The 24,989-nt window shown below is 44.8% G+C and carries 23 protein-coding genes; 9 read left to right on the plus strand and 14 right to left on the minus strand.

What is annotated here, in order from left to right; genetic code table 11:
- Positions 1 to 8 precede the first annotated feature (8 nt).
- The 6 genes from RJ60_RS01640 to RJ60_RS01665 all read left to right on the plus strand — a co-directional run bounded on the left by RJ60_RS01640 (position 9) and on the right by RJ60_RS01665 (position 5,944).
- Positions 9 to 1,235, plus strand: a complete 1,227-nt coding sequence (locus RJ60_RS01640; RefSeq protein WP_099830674.1) for a hypothetical protein — start codon at positions 9 to 11, stop codon at positions 1,233 to 1,235.
- Positions 1,207 to 1,800: a bis(5'-nucleosyl)-tetraphosphatase (symmetrical) YqeK gene (gene yqeK, locus RJ60_RS01645; RefSeq protein WP_099830675.1), complete on the plus strand. Its 594-nt coding sequence runs from the start codon at positions 1,207 to 1,209 to the stop codon at positions 1,798 to 1,800. Before RJ60_RS01640 ends, yqeK begins: the two co-directional genes overlap by 29 nt.
- Positions 1,787 to 2,497, plus strand: coding sequence for a hypothetical protein (locus RJ60_RS01650; protein WP_243392416.1), 711 nt, complete (start codon positions 1,787 to 1,789; stop codon positions 2,495 to 2,497). The genes yqeK and RJ60_RS01650 overlap by 14 nt, the downstream gene beginning before the upstream one ends.
- The gene (locus RJ60_RS01655; RefSeq protein ID WP_099830677.1) at positions 2,497 to 3,699 is read left to right on the plus strand and encodes an LCP family protein; all 1,203 of its coding nucleotides are present in this window, start codon (positions 2,497 to 2,499) and stop codon (positions 3,697 to 3,699) included. Before RJ60_RS01650 ends, RJ60_RS01655 begins: the two co-directional genes overlap by 1 nt.
- 4 nt (positions 3,700 to 3,703) lie before the next feature.
- Entirely contained in the window at positions 3,704 to 4,654 is a 951-nt protein-coding gene (locus RJ60_RS01660; protein ID WP_099830678.1) for a GAF domain-containing protein, read from the plus strand.
- Positions 4,655 to 4,780: 126 nt separating this feature from the next.
- Positions 4,781 to 5,944, plus strand: a complete 1,164-nt coding sequence (locus RJ60_RS01665) for a type III PLP-dependent enzyme (RefSeq protein WP_099830679.1) — start codon at positions 4,781 to 4,783, stop codon at positions 5,942 to 5,944.
- A gap of 31 nt (positions 5,945 to 5,975) precedes the next feature.
- Here RJ60_RS01665 and RJ60_RS01670 read toward each other — a convergent pair whose 3' ends face one another.
- Genes RJ60_RS01670 through RJ60_RS01720 form a run of 11 tightly spaced genes read right to left on the minus strand, consistent with a single transcriptional unit; the run spans position 5,976 to position 18,291 of the window.
- Positions 5,976 to 6,824 (minus strand): rhomboid family intramembrane serine protease, encoded by an 849-nt coding sequence (locus RJ60_RS01670; protein WP_099830680.1) that lies wholly within the window; start codon positions 6,822 to 6,824, stop codon positions 5,976 to 5,978.
- Between the two features lie 14 nt (positions 6,825 to 6,838).
- Positions 6,839 to 7,759 (minus strand): hypothetical protein, encoded by a 921-nt coding sequence (locus RJ60_RS01675; RefSeq protein ID WP_099830681.1) that lies wholly within the window; start codon positions 7,757 to 7,759, stop codon positions 6,839 to 6,841.
- Positions 7,756 to 9,444: an NFACT family protein gene (locus RJ60_RS01680; protein WP_099830682.1), complete on the minus strand. Its 1,689-nt coding sequence runs from the start codon at positions 9,442 to 9,444 to the stop codon at positions 7,756 to 7,758. The genes RJ60_RS01675 and RJ60_RS01680 overlap by 4 nt, the downstream gene beginning before the upstream one ends.
- Complete coding sequence (gene ispE / locus RJ60_RS01685) at positions 9,426 to 10,295, minus strand: 4-(cytidine 5'-diphospho)-2-C-methyl-D-erythritol kinase (protein WP_099830683.1); 870 nt, start codon at positions 10,293 to 10,295, stop codon at positions 9,426 to 9,428. Before ispE ends, RJ60_RS01680 begins: the two co-directional genes overlap by 19 nt.
- Positions 10,256 to 10,834, minus strand: a complete 579-nt coding sequence (locus tag RJ60_RS01690; RefSeq protein WP_099830684.1) for an NUDIX domain-containing protein — start codon at positions 10,832 to 10,834, stop codon at positions 10,256 to 10,258. The genes ispE and RJ60_RS01690 overlap by 40 nt, the downstream gene beginning before the upstream one ends.
- Positions 10,835 to 10,848: 14 nt before the next feature.
- Positions 10,849 to 11,946 (minus strand): hypothetical protein, encoded by a 1,098-nt coding sequence (locus RJ60_RS01695; protein WP_099830685.1) that lies wholly within the window; start codon positions 11,944 to 11,946, stop codon positions 10,849 to 10,851.
- Positions 11,943 to 14,537: a CBS domain-containing protein gene (locus RJ60_RS01700; RefSeq protein ID WP_099830686.1), complete on the minus strand. Its 2,595-nt coding sequence runs from the start codon at positions 14,535 to 14,537 to the stop codon at positions 11,943 to 11,945. The genes RJ60_RS01695 and RJ60_RS01700 overlap by 4 nt, the downstream gene beginning before the upstream one ends.
- Complete coding sequence (locus tag RJ60_RS01705) at positions 14,512 to 15,858, minus strand: sigma-54 dependent transcriptional regulator (protein WP_099830687.1); 1,347 nt, start codon at positions 15,856 to 15,858, stop codon at positions 14,512 to 14,514. The genes RJ60_RS01700 and RJ60_RS01705 overlap by 26 nt, the downstream gene beginning before the upstream one ends.
- Positions 15,848 to 17,143, minus strand: a complete 1,296-nt coding sequence (locus RJ60_RS01710) for a PAS domain-containing sensor histidine kinase (RefSeq protein ID WP_099830688.1) — start codon at positions 17,141 to 17,143, stop codon at positions 15,848 to 15,850. Before RJ60_RS01710 ends, RJ60_RS01705 begins: the two co-directional genes overlap by 11 nt.
- The gene (locus RJ60_RS01715) at positions 17,130 to 17,912 is read right to left on the minus strand and encodes an S-adenosyl-l-methionine hydroxide adenosyltransferase family protein (protein WP_099830689.1); all 783 of its coding nucleotides are present in this window, start codon (positions 17,910 to 17,912) and stop codon (positions 17,130 to 17,132) included. Before RJ60_RS01715 ends, RJ60_RS01710 begins: the two co-directional genes overlap by 14 nt.
- Positions 17,893 to 18,291 (minus strand): DUF123 domain-containing protein, encoded by a 399-nt coding sequence (locus tag RJ60_RS01720; RefSeq protein ID WP_243392417.1) that lies wholly within the window; start codon positions 18,289 to 18,291, stop codon positions 17,893 to 17,895. Before RJ60_RS01720 ends, RJ60_RS01715 begins: the two co-directional genes overlap by 20 nt.
- Before the next feature lie 118 nt (positions 18,292 to 18,409).
- Between RJ60_RS01720 and RJ60_RS01725 the strand changes: the two genes are divergently transcribed.
- From RJ60_RS01725 to RJ60_RS01740, 3 genes are all read left to right on the plus strand, one after another.
- Positions 18,410 to 19,471, plus strand: coding sequence for an alanine racemase (locus tag RJ60_RS01725; RefSeq protein ID WP_099830690.1), 1,062 nt, complete (start codon positions 18,410 to 18,412; stop codon positions 19,469 to 19,471).
- Entirely contained in the window at positions 19,468 to 20,283 is an 816-nt protein-coding gene (locus tag RJ60_RS01730) for a GNAT family N-acetyltransferase (RefSeq protein ID WP_099830691.1), read from the plus strand. Before RJ60_RS01725 ends, RJ60_RS01730 begins: the two co-directional genes overlap by 4 nt.
- A gap of 763 nt (positions 20,284 to 21,046) precedes the next feature.
- Positions 21,047 to 21,661, plus strand: coding sequence for a hypothetical protein (locus RJ60_RS01740; RefSeq protein WP_099830522.1), 615 nt, complete (start codon positions 21,047 to 21,049; stop codon positions 21,659 to 21,661).
- 20 nt (positions 21,662 to 21,681) lie between these two features.
- Here RJ60_RS01740 and RJ60_RS01745 read toward each other — a convergent pair whose 3' ends face one another.
- The 3 genes from RJ60_RS01745 to RJ60_RS01755 are packed head-to-tail and all read right to left on the minus strand — an operon-like array spanning position 21,682 to position 24,707.
- Entirely contained in the window at positions 21,682 to 22,494 is an 813-nt protein-coding gene (locus RJ60_RS01745) for a carbohydrate ABC transporter permease (protein ID WP_099830523.1), read from the minus strand.
- Positions 22,491 to 23,420, minus strand: coding sequence for a carbohydrate ABC transporter permease (locus tag RJ60_RS01750; protein ID WP_099830524.1), 930 nt, complete (start codon positions 23,418 to 23,420; stop codon positions 22,491 to 22,493). The genes RJ60_RS01745 and RJ60_RS01750 overlap by 4 nt, the downstream gene beginning before the upstream one ends.
- Positions 23,421 to 23,474: 54 nt before the next feature.
- Entirely contained in the window at positions 23,475 to 24,707 is a 1,233-nt protein-coding gene (locus tag RJ60_RS01755; RefSeq protein WP_099830525.1) for an ABC transporter substrate-binding protein, read from the minus strand.
- Between the last annotated feature and the right edge of the window lie 282 nt (positions 24,708 to 24,989).

The following is a 24,989-nucleotide window of genomic DNA, read 5'->3' on the forward strand; positions in this document are numbered from 1 at the left end:
GGTGGGGTATGAAAAGGTTTCTGATTCTAGTTGTTTTCATTATCGGAGCATTTGTCGCATTTTCTGAGCAACTCTACATTTTCAATGGTTTCTCGATTCTCACCGGGGAGGTAGCTTTTGAGAAAGGAAGAGCGGTTATTGAGGTTCCTTATGGTGCCCAAGTTCAACCAGAAACCTTCTCTGTATTTGGGGTGCCTGAGTCTACTACGATCAACTTTGTTCCAGGTGACAGCGTGGAATCGCTATACGAAAGAAATCTGGGAAGACCTGTTAAGTTTGTTTATGAAGACGGTAGAGTTGAGAGACTTGAGGTTGTCTCGCCTCTTCCAGTATTCAGAAATTCATATGGCGAAATCATCGTGAATCCAAAAGGGTATCCCGTTTTCTCCGATGAGTTCAGCCCAAACGCCCGTTTTCTGTTGAACTCCCAGGATAGCTTCAGCGGTCACTCTTCATTTGCGTATCAAGTTAGGAACAACAGCTGGACCACGAGGTACTCGCTCTCACTTAAGGATTTCTCTCTAACGGGTCTTATGATAGTGCATCTTGAAATGGAAACCAATGAAAACGTGACTCTGGTCTCATCAAATCCAGGTTACGGTTATGCAACCAGGGACATGGCGGCAAAGATGGTAAATGAATCTTACTCAGTATCTCCTACTACTTCCGATGCTGAGACGAGACTTTACGAGATTTCCGTTCCTCTGAAACGTGGCACCAACTATATTGCGTTTCTCTCCGAACTCTTTTCTGGAGATAAGAGGCTAGTCTTCAGAGCAAGTAGAGGCGGAAGTAACTTCACCGGAGTTGAAATTGACGTTTATCTGAATGAAGTTCCAATTGATCTTCCGTCCGGCGTCATGGAGGTCTGGAGCGAATCTGTATACTTAGGTTCTGCAGGAATTGGAAATATTGCAAAGGGAGAGAGTGTTGTTCTTCAAAGCATAGCAAGATCAATAGAAGTTTCGGGTAGAAAGACGACTGTGACAACGCTTGGTGATTCAAAGTATAGATATTACAAGAACACTTATTACGTTAGGAACCTTTCCGAGGAGACTGTAACAGTTGAAATTGAAGACTACCTTGGTCAGAACGCCGAACAATTCCACCTGAATTGCGAAGATTGTGATTTCGACTACATAAAAGAAACAGGTATGTGGACTTACACGGTATCGGTCGATCCAGGCGAGGTAGCGGAGGTAGAGGTTGAATATAGGGTACGATATTCTAACTGAAGTTGTTCGTGAGAAGGCAGAAGAGACTTGCTCTCCTGAGAGACTAGAACACATTTCGGGGGTCGAGAGATTGGCAAAGAGACTCAGCGTTGTACATAACTCAGACCCTTTTAAGGCAGCACTCGCAGCCTTGTCGCACGATCTCTTCCGAGATGCGGATGGAGATGAACTTATGCGAAAGGCAGTCTCATACGGGATAGAGCCATCAGATATCGAGAGAAACTTCCCAATTCTTCTTCATGGCAAGGTTGCTGCCTGTTTTCTAAATGAAGAGTTCGGACTGGAAGGTGACGTGTTTGAGGCAGTGTACTGGCATGTCAGCGGGATTCCCGGTATGTGTGTGCTTGGAAAGATACTTATGATTGCCGATATTAGCGAGGAAAGTAGATCCTTTCCCGAGGCCCTCCAGATTCGTGTGGCGGCCGAAGCAGATCTGGAAAAATCGTTTGTTGACGTGATAAGATTGAAAATAACATGGGCCGTAAAGTCGGGCAGTCTCTTGCTTCCTGAGACTGTGTGGACGTGGAATGAATTACTTGGAGGTGCCAATCATGTCTCTAATTAAGCCAAAGAAACGACGTGGTCCGAAGTTGTTGTGGCTGATTATTCTTATCTTAGTAATCGTTGCTGCCGGTGCCGGTTATGTGTATTTCACAATCAGCTCAGTCAGCGGAAGCGATGAGATGAAGGCAAGTTATGTGGACTATCTCTTCCACTGGCAGGAGGGCAGTGAACACGTGTACTACTATTTGAGAACCACTGTGAGCGCCCGGACTTCTGTGGTAACTTTTCCGGTATTTGCAACGATCGAGAACTCCAAAGAGGTTCTTGATCCTCAACTTGGCGCAGAGGCAATGAGATTGGTGCATAGTTGGTTGAACACCAACAGTGACTTCTCATACTTCGTGAATCTTAGTCCTAAGCTGATAAGTGAACTCGCATCGGGATTAGGTGTGAATGCTTCGAATCCCGTTCAGTTAATTGATGCAATGGCCTTAAGAGGGTTCAAGCTGTTCGATTACTGGAAGATAAATGGACTTGCAGAAACAGTAAAGGAAAACGACGGTTCCACTACTCTTACATCTAGGGGGATTGCCGTACTTCTCGACAGACTTGGAAGCTCTTCAAGGATGGCGTATCAGCTGGAAACACTAACTCAGTTTCCTTTGAAGATCTCTGTAGGGGTTGGAGGAGAAACCGTTAGCCGTCTATATCTAAAGCCCGATTCTCTTGACAGTGTGAAGAGAGCACTCTCAAACTGATGAAGTCTGTTCACTTTACCCTTGCAACCATTTCGGTTCTTCAGGTCTTTCTCTTCTTCTTCCTAGTTTTTCTGGTTTTCAGGGATGCATACGGTTCTATGACTGGAAGAGACCTTGTGGGAGAGACAGTGCTGATAGTTGGCATAGATTCTGGAGGTAACTCAAAGGCTGCCGTTGGCGGAAGAACTGACTATATTTCCATAGTCTACTTTGGATCCTCTGGAAAACTTCTCTTGAAAAGTATTCCGAGAGATACAGTTATTTCTTATGGATCAGAGAAAAGGAAGATCAATTCACTATACAACTCATTCGGAATGGAGGCACTTATCAAGGGAGTCGAGGAACTCACAGAAAGAGAAATAACCGGTTGGGTAGTTGTTGATTTCAGCACTGTGACTGAACTGACAAGGTTCACCGGTCCTATAAGAGTTGAAGTGAATTCCTTGATGCATCACGATGACTTTCAGCAGGGACTCCACATTCACTTTGAACCTGGAATACACTTTCTTGAGGGTGAAGATTTGCTCAAGTTTCTGCGTTATAGGCAGGCGGATTCTGGGGATTTGGGCCGGATAGAGAGGCAGAGACTGGTGGTGGAGCAGCTCTTGAAGAACCTTGTTAACGCAGGACCCTCAAAGATAGTCGAGATGATTGACTTCTTGCTCGAAAAGACAGATATCAGCATCGACAAGAAGTCTCTCACGGATTTCGCCGTCGGCTTTTTCACTGGACCGAGGTCTGTCAGCTTTGCCCAGATAGACTACTACATAGATGGAGAAGGTCGGATAATACCTACAGGACCGGGAAGTGATGATCCAGAACCTACAAGGGGTGCAAGCTCTTCACCAAAAATTCTTGTGGTCAATAACATTCCTGATTACAGCACTCGTTTCGGAGATTTTGCCGAGACAATAAAGGCTCAGTGGTCTGCTCAGGCAGGCGTGAAGATAGATGCAACGGGTCTAGTTCCAGAAATAAATGGGATTGAAAAGAGAGGTACATATCTCTTCATTAATAATAGAGCAACGGAAATCAGGGAGCTATTCTCTAAGGCTCATGTATATCATAGACCTATAGTAATGGTTACTTCAAGCTTTGGGGGACTGGACTACTACTACGGCCTGATCGATTCGCTTTCTGAAAACAGATTCTACCCGTCCAATTATGATGCTTATGTATTGCTTGGCGTAGGAGGAAAGTAGCTAGATGAGGAGCATTTTCAGGGATTTCACTTATGACTATTTCAGTATTCTAAGCTATCCGAAGGAAAAGTGGGGAGACTTCTGGGCTGCATACAGAGAAAAGCATCCAAGGGTACTCGAAGAATACATGTTCAAGAACAATCTAGATGACAGAACCCTCTCAGGAGAGATTGAGAAACTGGAAAGAAGGGAGATAGACAGACTTTCTCATTATTGGGAAAGTCATGGTCCTATCGAGAAAGGGAGGGTCCTTAAAAATCTTGGAAAGATATCGTCACAGCTTCACCTGGAAAGGGAAGACTTTGTGATCCACATTCTGGGTGCTCTGGGAAAACAAGAGCATCTTATCGTTCCAACTTCAAAGGGAAATGTAGTAATGATAGATCTTCTTCATTGCTGGAGTGAAGGCAACATAAAAGACTTCTCTGCCGTAGCCATGAGGGCATTGGAAGACTTCATAGAGTATTCCGAAATGAACGTTCGCATTAGTATGTCTATGGAGGAGAAGGTACAGAGATTTGACCGTTTACTCAAGTACATAGAGATGAGCACTAAGGGATGCGGTTTCGATGAGAAGATGACGATTGTTTCGAAGCTTCTCGACAAGTATGTAGACTACTATAACTGGACAGGCTTCTATCTTTCCGATGGAGATAACTCCCTCATACTGGGACCGTATGTGGGCGAACCCACCGAACACGTCAGGATAGGCTTCGGTAGCGGAATTTGCGGCCAGGCGGCCGAGACGAAGAGTGTATTTCTCATACCAGATGTTTCACAGGAGACCAACTATCTTTCGTGCAGCGCGCGTACCAAGTCAGAGATCGTACTACCCTTGATTGTCGATGAAAGAGTCATAGGTGAACTGGATATTGACAGTCATTTTCAAAACAGTTTCGATGATCTTGATCGGGAATTTCTAGAAAAAACTTGCAGACTCCTCATAGAAAGCTGAAAGCGCCTATTATTGGGCAATATGGTTTTGTAACGTTATTAAACTATAAATGACATTTTATCTTTGGCATTCCTTCATAGTATCGATGCTACAATAACTTGATTATTTTATAGGAGGGATGCCGTAGTGCACATTACCCCTGAGGTAAGAAAGGCCGCAAGAGAAGTAAAGACACCATTCTTGATAATGGATATGGATTACGTTAGAAACAACTATTTCGACATTGTAAGCCATGTTAGGAATGTTCAGGTGTTTTACGCGGTTAAAGCGAACTCACACCCCAGGATTATCGAGACTCTTCGGGACCTCGGCAGTAATTTCGACGTAGCATCGCGCGGAGAGATTGAGAAACTTCTCTCACTTGGAATTGGTCCAGAAAGAATGAGTTTTGGAAATACGATCAAGAAAGTAGAGGATATTGCGTACGCTTATTCCGTTGGAATAGACTACTATGCTGTCGACTCGGAAATGGAAGTGGAGAAGATAGCCGCCCACGCTCCCGGAAGCAAAGTGTACGGAAGAATCGCTACGAGCGGGGGCGACTGCGACTGGCCTCTCTCAAGAAAGTTTGGAACCGATGTGAACCATGTCATTTCAATAATGGAATACGCCGATCAGCTTGGACTTGACGCTTACGGAGTAAGCTTCCATGTTGGTTCTCAGAATTACAACGTCAATAGCTGGGACGACGCCATAAGAGATGCCTCGGAAGTATTCAAGACTCTGCGCTCGAAGAATATAAACCTTCGCATGCTCAACCTTGGTGGAGGGATGCCCGTTAGGCATGTTAGAGAAATCAAGTCTGTTAAGTCATATGGCGACATAATTAACAAAGCACTCGACAAGTACATGTCTTCAGTTTCTAATCTCGAGCTCTTCATAGAACCAGGAAGATCGATGGTAGGAAATTCCGCTGTTCTCGTTAGCCAGGTTATTCTTAGAAGTAAAAAGGGTGAAGAAGAGTGGGCGTACATTGATGCCGGTGTATTTCACGGTCTTACCGAAACGATTGAAGGCTTCAGATACGAGGTGTTGACAGAAGGAAAGGTCGATGATACAAAGATTTCTTTCCATCTTGCAGGTCCCACGTGTGATTCCGTGGATACGATCTATCATGAAATCGATCTTCCGAAGAACATTGGTTACGGAGACATAGTATACTTCATCAATGCCGGTGCTTACACAACCGAGTATGCTACTAATTTCAACGGTATTGACGCTCCCCGAGTTCTCTTTGTAGAAGACTTTGTGGATGCTGAGATGCATATCGACGGCGACTTCATAGAATGAAAGAGCCCCGAAAGGGGCTCTTATTGTAATGTCAAAGAAATCTTCTCAAGCGTTCGAACTCCTCTTCTGAAAGTAGATCACGTCTGTAGAGCTCCCAGAGAACTTTTGAGGCTACTTCCTGATCCTTCAGACTGCTCAGCTCACTTCTCAACTGAACGATTCTCAACGTTCTCTCTTCTGATTTCACGTTTTTGAGATCGTTCAGAACAGGAATATACCTTACAAGAATATCTCTGGAGAACTCTTCGGGACTCTTCTCCTTCACTTTCGTAAAGACTTTTCTAGTACGGGCGAATCTAGCATAAGCAGGCTTTGCGAACCAACCGATTATCGCACCGGCCACAAGGCCACCAATATGAGCTGCGTTGCTTATCCCTGGAATACTGAAGCCGAGAAACAAGTTGATCAATATGATAGGAAGTAGGGAGTAGCCGGTTATCGAGCGTAGCGCGACAGGAGTGTCATCTTTAAGTCCCAAAGTGAAAAGGATACCTACGAGTCCGAAGATAGCGCTGCTCGAGCCAATAGTGAATGCATTAGAAAACGCAGCAGCACTCAGGCTCCCGCTAATTCCCGTAATGAAGTAGAAGATGAGGTACCACTTCATACCATAAACTCCTTCAACTATGTGTCCAAGCTGAAATAGAGCCCACATGTTGAAGAGAATGTGCATCAGATTTCCATGAAGGAAGAGAGCGGTCAGAGGGGTGTAAATGAGGCCATTTGAAAGAGCAAACCTGCTCACCCCACCATAAATCGTTATCAAGTCGCGATAACTGACGCCCATTGGGCCCCTGAAAAGCCCCATGATCATAACAAAAAGATATACAACGACATTTATTATTATCAAAGTTATGGTTGCACTTCTGAATCGGATCAATTTCCTTCCTCCTGCTAAACTAAAAGTCTTGTGAGCCTGTTGAACTCATTTTCCGTAAGTAACTGCCTCGAAAGTAGATTATTGAGCAGAGATAAAGCCTGGTCGGATTTCAGATCGCCCAGATCTCTGAATAGAGAAGCGATAATCTCTTTTCTTCTTTCGCTTTCGCCGGTCGTGGCAAGACTGGAAGAGTATTTCTCCAGGATTTCTTTGTCTTTCGTTTTTGGACTCTCTATTTCCTCTTGCTGATGCTCCTGAATCGCCTTTCCCTTAAATGAAATATCTAGCTCGTCAAGCTTCCTCTCGATCTGGTTGTGAAATCTTTGTATAGCGGCCAACCTGTATCTCATGAACCAGCTAAACAGGCCGTAGGTTACGAGCGTGAAGACTACCATCACAACTATAGACAGTGGCTTGACAATCAACTCAGGGATGTTCCTGTGTTTGCTCTCAAGTGACTGTATCTTCATCTCGTCGTTGTACAGCATTGTGATCAGCTTCCCATAAAGAAACAGAGAAGCGATTCCTGTCAAGAAGAACAACCAGCTGGAGAGAACGTAGCCAGTGCCGAGCAGCGTCATCAGTTCTTCCATGCTGGGAACATCGAGGTTGATGTCTATGTTTTCAACAATGGCCTTGACGATATAAAGACCCGTCAAGTTCATTGTCAAATAGCTGGCGGAGTACACAATTACCCAGACTCTGGAATTACTTGTGATTTTGAGCTCAAGAATTTGCTCCGGCCTAACGAGGCCCTTTGTTTTCATATTCTTTATGTGTCTATCGCGATTCCAGGCAAGAATATACCAGATATAGAGGCTTATTGTCATTCCGATAACCGACATCGTCATCGACACGGAAGCACTCGAAAAGAAAATCGAAGCGTAAGTTAGGAAACCCCCTAGAAAAAAGATATATGGAGGAAGCTTTATCATTTTTTTGGTAACACCTCTTTGGTGAGATCTACTGTAACTGTTTCCGATTTTTTATATAGAACCATCCCTGGCTTAGCTCCTTTGGGCTTTCTTATGTTTTGAACTTCGGTATATACTACTTCCACCTTCCCAGATTGCTTTCCTCTTGAATACATTGCTGCAAGAAAAGAGCCGTAATGGAGAGCATCTGAAGTGATCTCTTTTCCCGCTCTTTTAAGTATAACATGGGCTCCGGGAATGCCTCGGGCATGAAACCACAGATCATTCCTGGAAGCGTTTTTCGTTATGTCGTCATTCTGAAGATTGTTTCTTCCCACGAGGTACTTCATTCCATCTCTTTCGAAGACTCTCGGTCCGTAATTCTGAACCTTCTTTTTCTTCTTTCTTTCGCTCTTGCCTTTGTGAATTATTCCTGCTTCTTCCAATTCCGATGAGAATTCCTGAATATCGTCAATTGTTTCTGCCTGAACGATCATCTCTTTCAGCTGCTCCAAGTAATCGCTTTCAGCACGAAGTATTCTCAGCCGTTTCTTCACTTGAAACTCTTTCCGCCGTGACTTGCTGAAGTACTTGAAAAAGAGTTGCGCGTTTTCCGATGGCGTCAGTCTCTTATCGAGCGATATTTTAACCTTGCTAGAGCTTTCCCAGTCATCAAGCTCCACTTCTGACTGTCTTTCCTTCAACCGGTAAAGATTTGCGACGAGTAGCTCTCCGTATCTTCTGAATTCTTCATAGTTTTCCACTTCTGCAAGCTCTTTCTCAAGCTTCTCGGCTAATAGGAAGAGTCTCTTTGAAGCTCTCTCGATTTTTCTGAGAATCGTTGACTTTCTCCTGTCAATCTCGGTTTCAACCCCTATCGATTCAAGAGTCTTGCTGATCGCCAGGGATGCCGGAATCTTCTCACAATGACCCTTGAAATCAAGAGGGATTGGAGAAAGCTCAGTTCCGTTCTTGGCTTCAAGAGTGAAAAGAAAGTCGTCACTGGAGTTCTCTACCAGACTCTTCAAGAATTCGGCAGTCTCGCGGAGCCTTTCCTTTCCAAGTGCAAGAGGAGGAACGTCTTCAAGCTGAAGATATCCGACTATGTTTTCAGTTGTTGCTCGTGAGAGGCCAGTAAAGGATACGCTGATTGCCTTCGAAAGAATCTGATTAGACTCTTGAAGAGTGGAGACAATTTCTTCAGCTGACAGTTCTCTCAAACACCTTCCGGGGCTTTCGGGAGAATAATACTTAAGTCCTCTAACCAGAGACCTCTTAGAAGTAATCATCTCTTTGAATGTTTGCTCTATCATGCCTTCTTCATCAAGCACTATCATATTCGAGCCCGGGCCAATGAATTCAGTTACAATAGAGTACTTCGTCCTTTCGCCAAAGGCATCCCTTCCTTCGAAGTCTAGCCTCAGTATTCTGTCCATTTCCTTCTGCTCTATTCCTGTGACAAAGAAACCGTTCAAATGTCTTCTCAAGAAGATGCTGAAAGGGGTTTCTAGCGACGGGGAGTTCCGATCTCTTTCAGATGCAATTACATATGGAGAAGAGGGGTTTACGGAAATCTCGATTCCCATCTTTGACAGCTTAAGAAAGAATTCCGTCTTTCCAATCTGATATACCTGCCGAAGCTGCGTTCCAAGACCAGTTGAGATCTCTGCTAAGACTCTCTGAAGAGTCAACCCGTCGAATACCATACTCTATTCAGCTCCTCTGAACTAATGAACCTGTACTTTCCAATTCTGCCTTGAAAAAGTGAGAAGATGGTTGATCCTGATCCTGTCATCATCGTTACGACTGCATTAGGTTTCTCTGACGAGGATTTAGAATAATGCTCTTTGATCTCCGCAAAGCAACTGAAGATGGGATTCTGAAATGAATTTAGAGAAAGATTCTTTATCCCAAGGCTATCACGAGCTTTCAGGGCTTTATAGTATTGCTCGGCCCCTCTCTCATCAATTCCAGGAAAGAAATCCCGTTCATCTATTAATCTGTATGCCAGTACTGTCAAGACCTCAACCTCCGGAAAGCTCAAATCAACGGAATATCCCGTTACATCGCCAGGATAACTAAGAATCTCGCCTCTTCCCGAAGCTATTGCTGTTCCACCTCTAAGAAAGAAAGGGACATCGCTACCGACCATCGATGCCATTTCGATCAGTCTTTCAGGTTCGATTTCGAATATCTGAGCAAAGAATCTCAGTAAAGAAGCGGCATCTGAACTACCTCCACCCAAACCTCCTCCTGGAGGAATCCTCTTCTTCAGTTCCATTCCAATTTTGATCTTTCTCCCAGTCTGCCTTTCAACTTCAGTAAGCGCTTTGTGAAGAGTGTTCTCTTGATTCCAGCTAATGTCGGTATTGCATTTGAAGTAAGTCTCACTGACTCCTGGAGTAAGGATCAGCTCATCAAATAAATCTATTGTCTGGAAGACGGAGCTTATGTTATGAAATCCGTCACTTCTCCTCTTATCTACTGCAAGATACAGGTTTATCTTTGCCGGACATTTCAACGAGACAGAAGATATCCCAAAACGATTTGAGACCATGTTTCCATCTTCTCCCTATATTTGTAAAGCATTGCCAGGTCGACCATCTCACCCGTGAACTTTTCTACTTCGTTAAATCCGTTGAAATCCACCTCTGCCAAGTATACAATACCCATGTGGACCCTGCTTACAGCCGTCTGAAGGTCATTCAAGATTCCCAAGTATTCAATTGAGTGAATTTCCACCGAGACTTCTTCTCGGATCTCCCGTTCGAAGCCATTCTCAAATGCCTCCCAGGGATACGCTCCGTCTTCTGGATTGATGTGACCCCCGACACCTATCGAATACATGTCGTGAAGACGCGCCTCTCCTTGCTTCTTAGTTCTCTTCATGAGGAGGTGTTCATTTCCATTCTTGAAGACCGCATAAGGTATTATTTGCCTCATTGATTCATCATGCTCTGCATCGGAACGCGGTACGAACCTTCCGAATCTCCTGACGCGTTCTCTAATTTCATCCAAAGGAAGAGCCAACAACCCGTTACGGGTTGCCAGCTCTCCTAGACAGTCAACATCGACTACGAGAACTCTCTCTTCCAAGCCTTTCTCCTTTGCTACCAGATCATCTCGGCAGCTTTGATTACATATGGATCAGTTATTACCTGGGGTGCTACACTGTCATAATTCATAACTACAACTGCAAAATAATTATCCTCACTCCAAAGTGTTCCATATTTCGATTCGTGAAGGTACGCTGCGGGAACAATTGCCTCTTCTCTAAAATCGCCGCTTACTTCAGAAAGATAGAATTCATTTTTAATATTGTATATATGAGTTGCTCTGTAACTTGAACGATCGATTTTCACAAGATATATTAGAGTGTCTGGACTATCCAGAACAGCCTGAGAAACGTTCAGTGATACTATCCAGTCTCTTACTCTCCATCCTGAATCTAGTCCTACAAGACTCTGCGGCTCGATTCGCATCTTGAATCGGTTGTGATCAATATCCACAAGCTTAAACCAGTTCTCCATGGTTGTAGAAACAGATGTCGAGGTGCTGTTTACAACGTATTCAGCATCGCCATGAAACACCACTTGTGCAGCCGGAAGAATGCTTTCATTTTTAGGGTATACTCCCCAACCGATTCTGTTGTAGTAAGCAGTTGAGTGCAGAGCCTTGCTGAGTTTAAAAAACACAGGAGTCCTTACCGAACTTGATCTACTACCATCCAAATAATCCTCAAACCACAAGTCTGGTGTATTGAACCCAAGACTCTTCTCGAAGACCTCAACCAATACATCGGGTATTTCGCTTACGTGTTTCGTAATCTCTGAGCTGTAGTTCGCATGATCTCCACTTGCACTGGTTCCAGAGATTTTTGCGGTAATCTTGATTTCGAAGTTTTCGTAAACAGGAAGGTAAACGACAACTTTCGAGTTTCTGTCGCTCGGGATTACTTTGACCAGGTCATTTCTCGATATCCAGTTAGAACTCCCTTGAGGTTTGGCATCTACTGACCACTGGTAGTTCGACGATTGATCTGGCATGAATAATAGTGCGTTGGCTTCAATAACGACCGGCTTTCCGGGTTCCCATCCGATTCTCTGCGCTAGAAGCAGGATGGTTCCTTTAATTGGGAAACAAGAAGAAACTGTGAACGCAACTACTACTAATACACTCAATATCAAGAACAATTTCGCTCTTTTCATTTCGATCCCCTCCCTTTTAGGTATTTCCTGACAAATTCATCTTCCTCTTGTTCAGCAAGACCGTCCAGTCTCGCACAGAACAGTCTGTCAAGCGCTTCCCTGATCTCCGGTCCTTCTTTCATGTCGTATTTCTCTATTAGCGTGTTTCCGTCGACTGTCAATCTTGTTTCGCTCAGTCTCTTCAGATAAGAGAAAAACAGGAGGTCATAATCATCATCGAGGTGGCTGTCAACGAAGTTCAGGGTTTCCGGTTTCCTTGTTCTAAGCAAAACATGAAAATGAGAAGGCGTTTTGGGCTTCTCATTTACTATTCTACCAGCAGTGTCTATTGCATCAGTAAGCCTGTCGAGAAAGTTTCTCGTAAGTCCGTAGCGTTCGATACACCATTCAACAGCCTCATTATCGCTATTTCTTAGCATAATCATCAAGAGAGTGTAGAATATTTTGTCTTCTCCTATGATCGAAGCGTTTCTGTCTCTTCTGCAGAAGTACCTGTCAAGCATTATATCGGTTTCTCTATCAAATTTCGACTGTGGGAAGAGCTTCTCAGTTACGCCAAACCCCGAAAGCCTTCTCAAAGCCTTCAAAGGAAGAGGTTCATAGAGAGTCTTGATCAACTCATCCCTAAGCCGCTGACCTGTCACTCTATCAAGATAGCCTTCTGCAGCGCACTGCTTCAATAGTTCGGCAGTTCTCACTTCAATTTCGAATCCAAAGCGTTGTTCGAACCTGACGGCTCTGAGAATTCTGGTCGGGTCCTCAATAAAACTAAGTGGATGAAGCGCCCTTATCACTCCTTTTGAAAGATCCCTTCTTGAACCAAAAAAATCGATCAGAATCCCAAACTCTTCCTGGTTAAGTTTCACTGCCATTGCGTTTATTGAGAAGTCCCTTCTATATAGATCTTTCTTGATCGTGCTCATTTCCACTTCCGGAAGCATTGCAGGCTTCTTATAATACTCAGTTCTAGCGGTAGCTACGTCGATTCTCAGCCCATCGTTGAAGAACATCGAGCTTGCAAGGAACTCTCTGTGTTCTACGATCTTGATGTTGAAATATTTCTTGAAAGTCTCGGCAAAAGCGTTTGCGTTTCCCTCAACTACAACATCCAGGTCAAGATTCTGTTTGTTAAGAAGTAAATCTCTGACAAAACCCCCAACGATATATGTCGGCATATTCAATTCGCTCCCGACCGCTCCAAGAAATCTCAACATTGTTACTATTCGCTTTTCCACACGTTCCTCGATGAGATCTTCGATAGGAAACTTCGAATAACTCTGATCACTGTCATTGCCTCCAGGGTCGATTATCCTCTTTCTTCCAAAAGCGCTTTTCAGCAAATCAGTTCTAGTAACGATTCCAATTAGTATGCCGTTGTCGATAATCAATATTGCGGTTGTATCGTTCTCTACCATCTTGTCAGTCGCCGATTGAACTGAATCATCAGCAGACGCTGTAACGAAAAAGCGGTCCATGACTTCGATTATTCTTCTTGTTGCAAGTCCGTGGCGAACGGCTTTTTCAACGTTTCTGTACTTCGAGACACCCACTATCTTTTCGTGGTCTACCACTGGAAGTGTGTGATGACCGGTTCTGTGCATTATCTTGAAGACGTCCTCCACTTTCATCTCGGCTAGTACTGTTCTTACAGGAGAAGACATTATTTCCCTGACTTTTATAAGACGATCGATGTTGTCTTCGAAGTTCCTGATTATCTTTTCTTCGGCATCTTCAACAGAGCAACCTTCAAAGTAGCCGAGAGTGTAAGACCCGCCGCCGTTCCTTAGAACTCCCTCGAGTTTTGCCGTGTCTAGACTCATGTATCGTGATCTCATTGTGAAATAGACTCTGTTTTTGGTCTCGAGCAAGACCACTAGATTCTCGACCCCCAGAAACGACCAGAGCTTCTCCACAACGAGACTGAAGCCGCCGGGTAGAGAGTCTCTCTTTGCAGTTGCGATATTGACTTCCACGCCCCTGACGAGTTTGCTCTTCAAACCCAGGATCAGCGATTCAACAAGTCTCTGCTGGGCCGAACTTAACCTGTAACTGGAGTAAACTCCCAGGTCGTCCGGCTGGGCACCGATATCTATAAGCCACGCTGCCGTTCTGAGATCCTGTGCTTTGGTCGAGGCATGGGTGAAGTTTCCCGTTTCCCTGTAGATGGCCGTTGCAAATAGAGTTGCCTCATTTCGGGAAATCTCCTTTTTCTTCTTCCGCAATTGGTTGCACAGTAGAGTAGTGCAGGACCCCAGTTCTCTGAAAACCCCGATCTGATTGCCCGAAAGATTTGTCCTGTGATGATCGAAAAACCTTAATTCTGTGTTCTTTCCGATTATTCTTTGCAAAGAAGAGGGAATCCTCTTTATATCTGATGTGTCAACAATAACCACAGAGGAGAGATCGGAGATCTTCAGCTCGTTGATGTAGTAGAAAGACAGCAGAAGGCTTTTCGAAGAAAGGAAGCTCTTCAACGCAGGAACAAGCTGCCCTCCAAAGACGATAATGTGATCTGGATAGAGCTTCTGAGCTGCAACCGCAGATGCGAACGCATCGAAATCCGGATTACGGTGAGTTGTTATTACTTTCAAAGATGTTCCACCTCTTAAGTTTTTCGTAAAGCGTGCTCTTGCTTATCCCGAGAATCTTCGCAACTCTTGTTTTGTTTCCTTCGTTTCTCTCAATTAGCCAGTAAATGTAGCGCCTCTCCAGCTCGTCGAGAGATACTTCTTCGAATCTAAAATCGTCTTCGAGAGCATGCTTACGTTCGGGAGTTGTCGAACGGGAGAGGCTTTTCAAGGTACCGTTCACCGCAAGGATTGACAACAGCCTGTTACGTAGTTCACGCACATTCCCTGGCCAATCGTAGTCCTTCATGCTTTCGGTAAACTCTTCGGGTACTTTTGAGATCCTCTTCATGCCAAGCTCGTCACAAAGCGTAGGCAAAAAGTGACTAATCAGAAGTGGGATATCTTCTCTCCTCTCCCTTAAGGGGTCAATCTTCAGTCTCACGACGTTCAGTCTGTAGAAGAGGTCACTTCTGAAGACACCTTCAGCCACGGCGATCTCCAGGTCTCTGTTCGTTGCCGCTATTACTCTCAAATCAAGCTTGCGAGAATTGGTACCTCCCAGTCTCTGGCTGCTAGATGTCTCAAGCACTCTCAAGAGCTTCACTTGCATAGGAAGAGGCATCTCCGATATCTCGTCCAGAAAGAGTGTTCCGCGATGAGACTCCTCGATCAAGCCGGGTTTTGAGTTCATTGCTCCGGTGAAGGCTCCTTTCTCATAACCGAAGAGTTCGCTTTCGAATAGATTCTCAGGAATAGCACCGCAGTTTATCGGAACGAACTTCTTTCTTCCGCTTTTTTGATGAATGGTTCTTGCAACGACTTCCTTTCCGGTACCGCTTTCGCCTTCAAGGAGGACTGTCACCTTCTTTGGAGCAATCATTTCAATCGTTTCCTTCATGCGAATAACGCTTTTGCTATTTCCAAGTATCTCTACGGGTGGTTCCGCAACTACCATTTCTGCAAGGTTATCTCTCTCCCGAGAAACCTCCGAGAACTCTATTGCTCGCTTCACTTCAAGGAGTGCGTGAGTCAAGTCGAAGGGTTTCTCAAGGAAATTGAAGGCGCCATTTCTTACGGCTTCAATTGCAGTGTTGATGTCTCCGTGTGCTGATACTACTATTACAGGTGTATTCGCCGAGGCCTCAGGAAGAATTTCAAGTCCCGAACCGTCGGGCAGTCTCACGTCAAGAATCAGACAGTCGAAGATTTCTTCGGATATCTGCTTTTTTGCCTGCGCCAGGTTATATACCTGTACAACTTCGTATCCCTCTTCTTCCAATGCTGCACCCAGCAGTCCGTTGAAAGCGAGATCGTCGTCAACTAATAGAATTCTACTCCTCATTTACTTGCCTCCTGAAGGTCAAAGCAAATACTGTTCCCCTTCCGGGTGAGCTCCTCATTTTCAATCTTACATCGTTCTCTTCGCAGAAACTGTGGACGAGGTACAGTCCGAGCCCCGATCCCTCTGACTTAGTTGAGAAGAAAGGTTTGAATATCTTTTGCTGAGCCTCTGAGTCTATCCCCTTTCCGTTGTCGGCTAGAATCAGCGTCAGAAGTTCTCTTGATGCCCTTACTTTTACGAGGATCAGACCTTTTCCATGAGTAGTTGCTTCTACAGCATTCATGAAGAGGTTTTTTATCACATTCTCGAGTCTACCTTTTTGTATCAACACAGTTCCCTTATCAAGAGAGACTAAACTAAGCTGAATCTTTTTTTCGGAGAAGATTGATGACATAAAGCTGGCGATTTTGCTCACCTGCTCTGACAGATCGACTCTTTCAAACTCTTCTCCATATCTGAAGATCTGTAGAATACCCCCAACCCTGCTTTGAAAAGAATTTAGCTCTCTCGACAGAGTCTCAATGTATTCAGCTTTATTTGTTCTCTTGAACAGATCAAGTGCCAGTCTAACATTTGCGAGAGGTTGTTTGAGTCCATGTGCAAGGTCGGCGACTGTCTGAGCGTCTACTGCGTATCTTCTTGTCTTTTCAAGAAGCTGTTTTGTCTTCCACTGACTGGTCTTGTCGGTAAGAGTAAGCAAGAAACCGCTCTTTTTCTTATGTGCTACTGAAACTTGGTAGCGTTTTCCGAGTTTCTTACTGTAAACTTCGTACTGCCCTTCTTGAAGAGGAAAGACTAGGCCTGTTCTTCTTGTGAATCTGTCGATTCGCAGATACCTGGCACCCTGGCTTCCATAGGAAAAACTCTTGATGAATGCCTCGTTCACTAGGTCGAAATTCCCTTTCTCGTCAACCGAAACAACGGCAATATCGAGAGTATTAAGGAGTTCCGAGTAATCCATGTATAGTTTCTCATAGTAGTTTCTCTCTTCTTCCACCTGGAGAGAGAGATTCCTGTAGAAACCATATATCTCGTTGAACTGACCATCAAGCTCTCCAATAGTCTTTTTCTCACCTGTACGGACAAGCCTTATTAGCCTTTCGAGTTGCCTAACTAGTGTGAAATAAACGGTAACGGTCGATGTGGCCGCCAAAACAACTACTAGAAAAACTCTCTCGAGACTGAAACCGTATAAGAGGGAGAACAGGAATCCTGCGCCCAGCACTACTCCGCCTACGATGTAGTGATAGCCTGGTTTGAACAGACCTCTATCAGACTTTGACAAGCGTTATGGGTTCTCCTTCTTCAATAGAAAGGAAATGCTGTGCGCTTCCCTTGTTCACAGTTATCTCCAAAAAACCGGCTGAATCGAAGTGAGCCATCAGGTTTCCCGGGTTGACATCGTAATAAGTGTTTCCAAAGGTCAGCTTGAAGGGTCTTCTCCCTTTAACTATCTCAAGAGTATCGCCTTCTTCCAGATCCTTTCCAAGAGATGCTGGAATATTGGTCTCGAGGTTCCCAAAGTGATCATAGAAGGCGGTCTCTCCCATAATCGTATTTCCATCTCTGACAGGCTTCTTGTATTTCAAGTACTCGAAGTTCATAAGTCTTGAACCAAGCTTTTCTGGCTCGACTCCCGCATCCACATAGGCAGCCACTGGAGCGAAGATATCTCTACCGTGGAAGCTTCTCGAACTGCCTCTGTGGTATTCTCTGTTTTCCAATTCACGAATCTCGTGAATACCATACTCTTCCCCAACAAATGTGAACAAACCGTTGTCGGGACCAACAAGCCGCCTTCCATCCTTAAGAATCATCATTATTGGCTTTCTCGAAGTTCCCACGCCGGGATCGACAACTGCGAGGAAGACTGCATCCTTGGGAAGATCCCTTATTACTCTTTGCACGACGTATGCTCCGTGTTTAATGCTGAAAGGTTTGATATCATGGCATATATCTATTATCTCCGCCTTTCTATTTACTTCTTTAATCGCGGCTTTAGCTACACCAACATAGTAGCTGCTTAGTCCCCAGTCACTCAAAAATGCTATCACAGTTATCCCTCCATAATAGGACGATAGAAGAGAACACTCTTTCTACGCCTTCTGATTCCAGCTTATAAAGATTTGAATCGGTCTTACAGTCTGTGGCTCCGAAGCCGGGAACTTGTTTGCCGTAATTCGAGACGAACCGGGAAAGCTGTTCTTCTCTACGGTGCTCAGATGGAAGTAGCAACACTGCAACAACCTCTGCCTTTTCTCTCAGGAAATCGATGTGCCAGTGCCGTTTCTTTCGCTCAACGAGGTGCCTCTTAACTCGTTCTGAAAGAGATTTCATTGCCGATCCAACGTAAAGATAGTATCCCGTTTCCAGAGACCAGGCCTTTCCACGAGAAGAAATCTCTTCCGGCTCCTTCAAAAAAAGTAGAATCAAATAGCTTCCCTTATTTTGATACATGATGTAGATATTATACGACAACAAGTTAGTCAGATAAGGAGATGGCAGCGAACGGAAGAGGAGCATAATATATAATTTACTAGAGGTGATTTGAATGGCTTTTGTTGAAGTGATGAGGGACAGTATCGCAGAGAATGTAAGAAGGATTAGGGAACTGGCTAAGAACAGTGGGGTAGAAATTGCCGGAGTGACTAAGGTCGTGTGCGGCGATCCCAGCATAGTAGATGTACTGTTGAAGAACGGCATTTCTGAAATTGGCGAGTCAAGGCTGGAGAACATATCGAGGATTAAAGGCTCTGGAATGAAGGCCGATTACCTCCTGCTCAGACTTCCTGAACAGGCTAGATTCAGGGAAGTAGTGGAGCTAGTAGACACGGTTCTGATAGGGAATTTGGAGACTTTGGTCAGACTCAATGAAGTATCGACTGAAAGCGGCAAAGATTTGAAATTCATATATATGATCGATACCGGAGACCTCAGAGAGGGAGTCATGTATTACGAGGCTGAGGCAATTCTTATGAAGGCATTCGAGATTGCCGGAACGAATCTCGATGGAATTGGGACAAACCTCGGGTGTTTCGGCGGAGTGATAGCCTCTCCCGCCAAATTCGAGATACTTTTAGACCTGGGAGAGTCGCTTAGAAAGGCAACCGGATACTCCATGAGGAGATACTCAGCAGGAAACACCGCTTCGCTTCCTCTTCTCGAAGATGGAACGCTTCCCAGAGGCATAAATCACTTCAGATTGGGTGAATCTATCATGTGTGGAACAGATGTCACTAACAACCGAAGAGTTCCGGGAACCCTACAGAACACATTCACTCTCGTAGGAGAGATTATTGAACTTGCAGAGAAGCCTTCCATACCAATTGGCGATATCGGTCATGATGCCTTTGGTCGGGTTCCAAGGTTCGTAGATAAAGGGAAGAGAATGAAGGCAATACTTGATCTTGGTGAACAAGATGTGGTTCCCTCCGGATTGACACCTTTGGTAAGTGGATGTGAAATAATCCATGCTTCGAGCGACCATCTGATAGTGGATGTAACCGATTCCGAGAAGTCCTTTGCTGTTGGTGACTCGATTCCCTTCAGAATGTCTTACGGAGCTCTGTTAAGAGTTATGACATCTCCCTATGTGAGGAAGGTGTACTTATGATAAAGCTTCTGAAAAAGAGCGATCGGAGCAGAGTTGAGGAGATCGTAAAGACGATCTGGGAAGGAGATGACTATATCCCCCTGGTTTTTGACAAGTGGGTAGACGACCCCTTTTGCTATTTCATGGGTTTTTGGAGTGAAGGAGGATTAATTGGAATAGATAATCTAAGGCTCTTCTCCGACAAAGTGGGCTGGATGGAAGGGATGAGAATAGACCCCGCCTTTCAGGGAAGGGGATACGGGAAAGAGTTGGGCAAAGAGATGTTGCAGTTGACCAGAGATCTGGGGCTTGAAAGGCTTTATTTTGCAACTTACTTTGACAACACGGCTTCGATCAAGATGAACGAAGCTTTTGGCTTCGAACGAATAGCTGTCTTCACAAATCTGGAGAAGGAGATTGACGAATTGACTCCCTTTTCCTTCAATCTTCTGGAAAGCGACGAGATTCCGGAAATCGATGATCACATCAGCGAAGACTGGTCATTTATTCCAAAAGAAGTTCCAAACAAGACCAGTTTCCTGATACATCCTGTGCAACTTTCAGATGGCGCTAACTGGGCGGTTTTGTCGATAAACTCCAAGTTCAATGATTGTCTTGACATCAATTTCATTGAAATGGAGGACAGGGAGAGTATTGAGGTTTTCGTGAAGGAGCTTGTTTGTTACGCGAAGGCGAGAGGTTTCGGCCGTATGCATACCATGGCCAGCGAGGATTTTGATCTAGAACCCTTTCTAATGAATGGATTCAAACCTTTCGAGAGAACAAAGGATGTATTCCTTTATTACGCCGATGGTTCAACTCTTCAAATCTGATCTCCATAAGTCATTTTAGACTGTATCTGGTGATCGTGGTTCTCGACGATCTTGGATAGTTTTTTCATTTCGAGAAGAGACGGTGTTGAGCTGAGTGTGGAGCTGAATGGCTGTTACAAACTCTGATTGCGTCAGTTTCGGATCTAGAGCCCGGGATATCCTACAATTACCAGGATGGTTTTTGATGGCGTCAATTGTCGGGACTCAATGCAGTAATGAAATCTACACAAAGAGTCAGTTTTGCTTTGATTGCAATCTTTGGTATGATTCGATAATTGGTGTCTGTATCAAGATTCTTTCTGTTTCATAAAGACACACTCTGAAGATGAGATGGAAGATGAAGGTCGAAAGTGACAAGCAGATCCAAGTGATGGCAATAGTCCTTATGACATCAGAGCTGAATCAAAGTGCAAATCAGAAGCCCCACAGACACCACCCTCTCTGTTTGGATACAGAGAACTTCATTCTAGGCAATAAGGTACGCTTTCATGAGCTTGAAAGGTTATTGAGAGATGGAACACCGTCCTATTTCTTCTTCACTTACATTCTTAGCCATTCATGACCTGGTCTCAAGCCAATTGGATTTCCGCCATTTCTCGAAAGATACGAACCGGGTTTGCATAGGAGCGGTTTGAACAGGGAGATTAGGGGGTTCTCGAGTTCGGAACTCTGGAGAAACTCCAGGAAAGCCAGAAGACGCTATAGAATGAGGTTGAGAAAGACGCTATCGAAGCTTTGATCGGTAATAGTATTGAGAGAGTTAGTGGCGGTTTTTTGGAATAATTACAAAGAACTTATTTTCGCTCCAAATCCGCTTTTCCCTGAACTTGTTTCTCTTGGTGCATCTGGATCTGACTGGCTCTACAGTATTGCAAGATATCCAGGTAGAGCGACCGAGAAGTGGCCCTATGAGCCAGGGGTCACGGCGCCCGATGAAGAATTCTCCAGTTATCTTGAGAACTTCGTCTGGTCTAGAATCGTTGCTTTTAACGAGTTCTGTCACCCGCTTGCAGACCTCTTTCTCTCGCGGATTGCCGAACTCGTCAAAAGACTCGAGCACTCACCTTTCGCACTTGGAATTCTCGAGTCTTACGGAGAGAAGCATCCTTCCCGGGAGGATATGTTCGCCGAGTTTCTTATCTTCGGGATGACATATGCCCATCTGCTGGACGAATTTGGAGAGGAAGTTACAGAAAGCTTCCGTAAGACCATGGAAGACAAAGCAGGCTTCACGATGAGCAATGTTGTTGGAAGACAGCTTCACCTTTACCTGAAAGCTTCAAAAGATGGTGAGGAATGTGGATTTGAAGATGAGCTTGCCGAGATTTCGGCACAGAATAGACAGCATCTTCTCGACAGAGCTCTGAGTGTTAACTGAGAAGGATCGCCTAGAGTTCTCTAGCCTTTGACAGAGCCCGCAAGAAGTCCTCTCAGGAAGTATTTACCAAGCAGTACATAGACAACCAGCGTTGGTAGAGCAGCCAGCAGCGCTCCAGCCATCTGAACATTCCATTCAACAACCTGACTCCCGGCAAGATTGACCAAAGCGACTGTAATTGGCTGCTTTGTGGGATCACTCGTTACAGTTACCGCGAAGAGAAACTCGTTCCAGATATTAGTGAACTGCCAGATCACAACTACTACGAAGCCGGGTAGAGAAATTGGAAAGAGAACTTTCAGGTAGGTCCTGAATATACCGGCGCCATCTATTCCAGCCGCTTCAATTAGCTCCGTAGGTACTTCACTGTAGTAATTGCGGAAGATCAAAGTTGTTATTGGCAATCCATAAACTACATGGACCAAAATCAATCCCCAAAGTGAGCCGTAAAGACCTATGTCTTGCAGGAAACGAATAAGAGGGAAGAGGACACTCTGGTAAGGAATAAACATCCCGAAGAGAACTAGAGCGAAAAGCAAATCGGAACCTCTGAATTTCAGTTTCGATAAAACGTAACCGTTAATAGAGCCAATTATGGCTGATAAGAGCGTTGCAGGAATCACCAAAATGAATGAATTCCTCAGGTTAGGAGCGAGACGGTTGAAAGCCTTTGCGAAGCCATCAAGAGAGGGTTCCTTAGGCAGGAACCACATTTTCTCCAGGCCGACTTCTCTGAGAGGTTTGAGACTTGTCGCCAGAAGGACATAGATTGGCATCAGAAAGAACAATGCAAATACAACCAGAAGAATGTAAGTGACGATTTTCTTGATCATACCCTCTTCTCCTTTCTGAAAGCCGAGGCAAGATATGGGATAATTACAACGGCTACCAACAAGAGCATAATGATAGCTATTGCCGATCCAGTTGCGTATTTGTTTGCTCTGAAAGTCGTTTCAAACATATACAGCGCAGGCATATCGGTTACGTTGTTTGGCCCGCTTCCGGTCATCGCATAGACCAGATCAAATATCTTCAACGATATGTGACCGAGAATGATCATCGCACTCAAAGTGATCGGCCTGAGAATAGGAAATTTGATTTTCCAGAAGATCTGCCAGCCCGTCGCTCCGTCCACTTCAGCTGCCTCGATCAGATCTTGCGATATTCCGCGCAACCCTGCAAGGTACATTGCCATAGTATATCCTGACATTTGCCAGACAGCGGCAACTATTACAGGAATAAGCGCAACATTGAAGTTCAGGAAGCTCTCCGTACTTGTGAACCACTTCCACTGCAAGAGATCGAGCCCAAAAATATCGAGAAGAAGGTTCATGCCCTGAGGGCTATTTGGAAGTATTCCAGGAGCGAATATCCATCTCCAGACGGCACCGGTTACTACAAACGATAGCGCCATCGGGAAGAGATATATGTTTCTGAAGATACTGGATGCCTTGAGGTTTCGATCGATGAGTGTAGCAAGAATTATCCCTAGAATCAAGCATCCCAATATGAAGAAAAGAGTGAAATACAGGGTGTTCCATAGATCCGTCTGGAACCTCGGATCTTCGAAGAGTCTCAAGTAATTTCTTAATCCGACAAATTCAAATTCGCCTTTAAGGAGTCTCGCGAAACTGTTCCAGTTGGAAACAGATGTTCTGATCGTCTGACCGATGAAAAAATAGACGAAGATTCCTATTGCTGCGAATGTTGGTGAAAGAATCAGGAAGGAGATAATTCCACGTCTTGTCTTCCTCTTGATTTAGAACACCCCCAAATAAGGGGCCTGCTACTTGCAGGCCCCTACTAACAAGGATTAATCAATATAGTCTTCAGCGGCATTTCTTATTGCTCTCATCAAGGCCGCTCTGTCCTTTGTGGTTATGAAGATGTTCACTGCATCGTTCAACTCCGTTACGAACCCTTCCGGAGCGGCTGATCCATGGGCAATAGAGGGACATAGAGCGTTGGTCGAGAAATCCTCCATCGACCAGATTAGATAGGGATCATAGAGAGACTTGTCTGCATCGAGTCTTGCCGGAATCGAACCCTTTATCGGGTTGAAGGCATCCTGCCCTTCTACCGAAGCGACAATTTCTAACCACTTGAGAGCATTCTCTCTATTTGGTGCGTTCATAGGCAGTCCAAAAGTATCCGTAACAACCATGAAGGAGCCCTCTGTTCCTGGAACTGCCATCCAGCTGAACTCTACTCCCGGTGTCCAGCCAAGCGTCTTCAGGTAACCTTCTGCCCAGTCTCCCATTACATTGAACGCTACCTTTCCTTCAAAGACCATTCTTGTTGCGTCCTGCCAGGTGAGAGCGGCATGATCTTCATTCACATACTTGATCAATTCTTCAAACACGACTATTGCTCTTTCAACCCCTGGGTCACTGAAGCTTGTCGCGCCGTTCCACAAACCATTATAACCATCAGGTCCGAGAGTTGAAAGCAAGATCGTCTCAAAGAGATGCCCAGCTTCCCACTTGTCCTTGTCTCCTAGCGATAGGGGTATATACCCTGCTTCCTTAATCTTTGCACATACTTCAAGGAAGCCGGGTACATCGGTAGGCACTTCGTCGATTCCAACCTTGTGGAGGATTTCATTGTTTATGAAGACCACGTTTCCTCTGTGCACGTTAACGGGAATCGAGTAAACCTCGCCTTCGTAGCTACAGATGGTCATAATGTCCTCAGGGAACTTGTCAAGTATTCCCCAGCTTTCGAGAATGGCGGTAAGAGGTTCCATCATTCCCGTAACAACGTACGTGTCGATCAATTCCATGCCCCCATGGACCTGGAATGAATCGGGAGGATTACCACCGAGCATTCTGGTCTTCAAGACTGCCTTAGCATTCGTCCCTGCTCCGCCGGCAACCGTTGCGTTGATTATCTCTACGTCTGGATACTTAGCTTTGAAGACATCGTAGATTGCGGCTAGTCCTTCCTCTTCCCCTCCACCGGTCCACCAGCTGAAGATCTCAACACTTCCCGAAGAAAAAAGCAGACTTACGGACAAAAGAAGAACTGCCAACAAACACTTTTTCATCTAAACACCCCCTGTTATTCGGCATAAAGCCGATTGATAGTCTTCTTCGTCCCTCAAACCGAATACAGCTCACTAGATATTATACTACGGTTAATATTGCAATAAGCATTTGCTTTGAAAAAGGTTTTAAAAGGTCCTGAATGAGACACGTCTTTCTGGAACATCTACAGCAATTTGACCGAGCGACGCATTTGTTTGTTTAACTGTCCATAAGTTGTCTACATGGTCTTGAGTTTCTGAGCAGCAGTTAATTAGTGGTATCATTTATCTAAACGACGACTG

It is taken from the genome of Mesotoga sp. B105.6.4 (assembly GCF_002896535.1).
Classification (GTDB): Bacteria; Thermotogota; Thermotogae; order Petrotogales; family Kosmotogaceae; genus Mesotoga.

What these genes read in the sequence shown, in the direction of transcription:
- RJ60_RS01640 (WP_099830674.1), top strand. Translation starts at nt 9, where the DNA reads ATGAAAAGGTTTCTGATTCTAGTTGTTTTCATTATCGGAGCATTTGTC.
- RJ60_RS01650 (WP_243392416.1), top strand. Translation starts at nt 1,787, where the DNA reads ATGTCTCTAATTAAGCCAAAGAAACGACGTGGTCCGAAGTTGTTGTGG.
- RJ60_RS01655 (WP_099830677.1), top strand. Translation starts at nt 2,497, where the DNA reads ATGAAGTCTGTTCACTTTACCCTTGCAACCATTTCGGTTCTTCAGGTC.
- RJ60_RS01660 (WP_099830678.1), top strand. Translation starts at nt 3,704, where the DNA reads ATGAGGAGCATTTTCAGGGATTTCACTTATGACTATTTCAGTATTCTA.
- RJ60_RS01675 (WP_099830681.1), bottom strand. Translation starts at nt 7,759, where the DNA reads ATGATAAAGCTTCCTCCATATATCTTTTTTCTAGGGGGTTTCCTAACT.
- RJ60_RS01680 (WP_099830682.1), bottom strand. Translation starts at nt 9,444, where the DNA reads ATGGTATTCGACGGGTTGACTCTTCAGAGAGTCTTAGCAGAGATCTCA.
- ispE (WP_099830683.1), bottom strand. Translation starts at nt 10,295, where the DNA reads ATGGTCTCAAATCGTTTTGGGATATCTTCTGTCTCGTTGAAATGTCCG.
- RJ60_RS01695 (WP_099830685.1), bottom strand. Translation starts at nt 11,946, where the DNA reads ATGAAAAGAGCGAAATTGTTCTTGATATTGAGTGTATTAGTAGTAGTT.
- RJ60_RS01705 (WP_099830687.1), bottom strand. Translation starts at nt 15,858, where the DNA reads ATGAGGAGTAGAATTCTATTAGTTGACGACGATCTCGCTTTCAACGGA.
- RJ60_RS01725 (WP_099830690.1), top strand. Translation starts at nt 18,410, where the DNA reads ATGGCTTTTGTTGAAGTGATGAGGGACAGTATCGCAGAGAATGTAAGA.
- RJ60_RS01730 (WP_099830691.1), top strand. Translation starts at nt 19,468, where the DNA reads ATGATAAAGCTTCTGAAAAAGAGCGATCGGAGCAGAGTTGAGGAGATC.
- RJ60_RS01745 (WP_099830523.1), bottom strand. Translation starts at nt 22,494, where the DNA reads ATGATCAAGAAAATCGTCACTTACATTCTTCTGGTTGTATTTGCATTG.
- RJ60_RS01755 (WP_099830525.1), bottom strand. Translation starts at nt 24,707, where the DNA reads ATGAAAAAGTGTTTGTTGGCAGTTCTTCTTTTGTCCGTAAGTCTGCTT.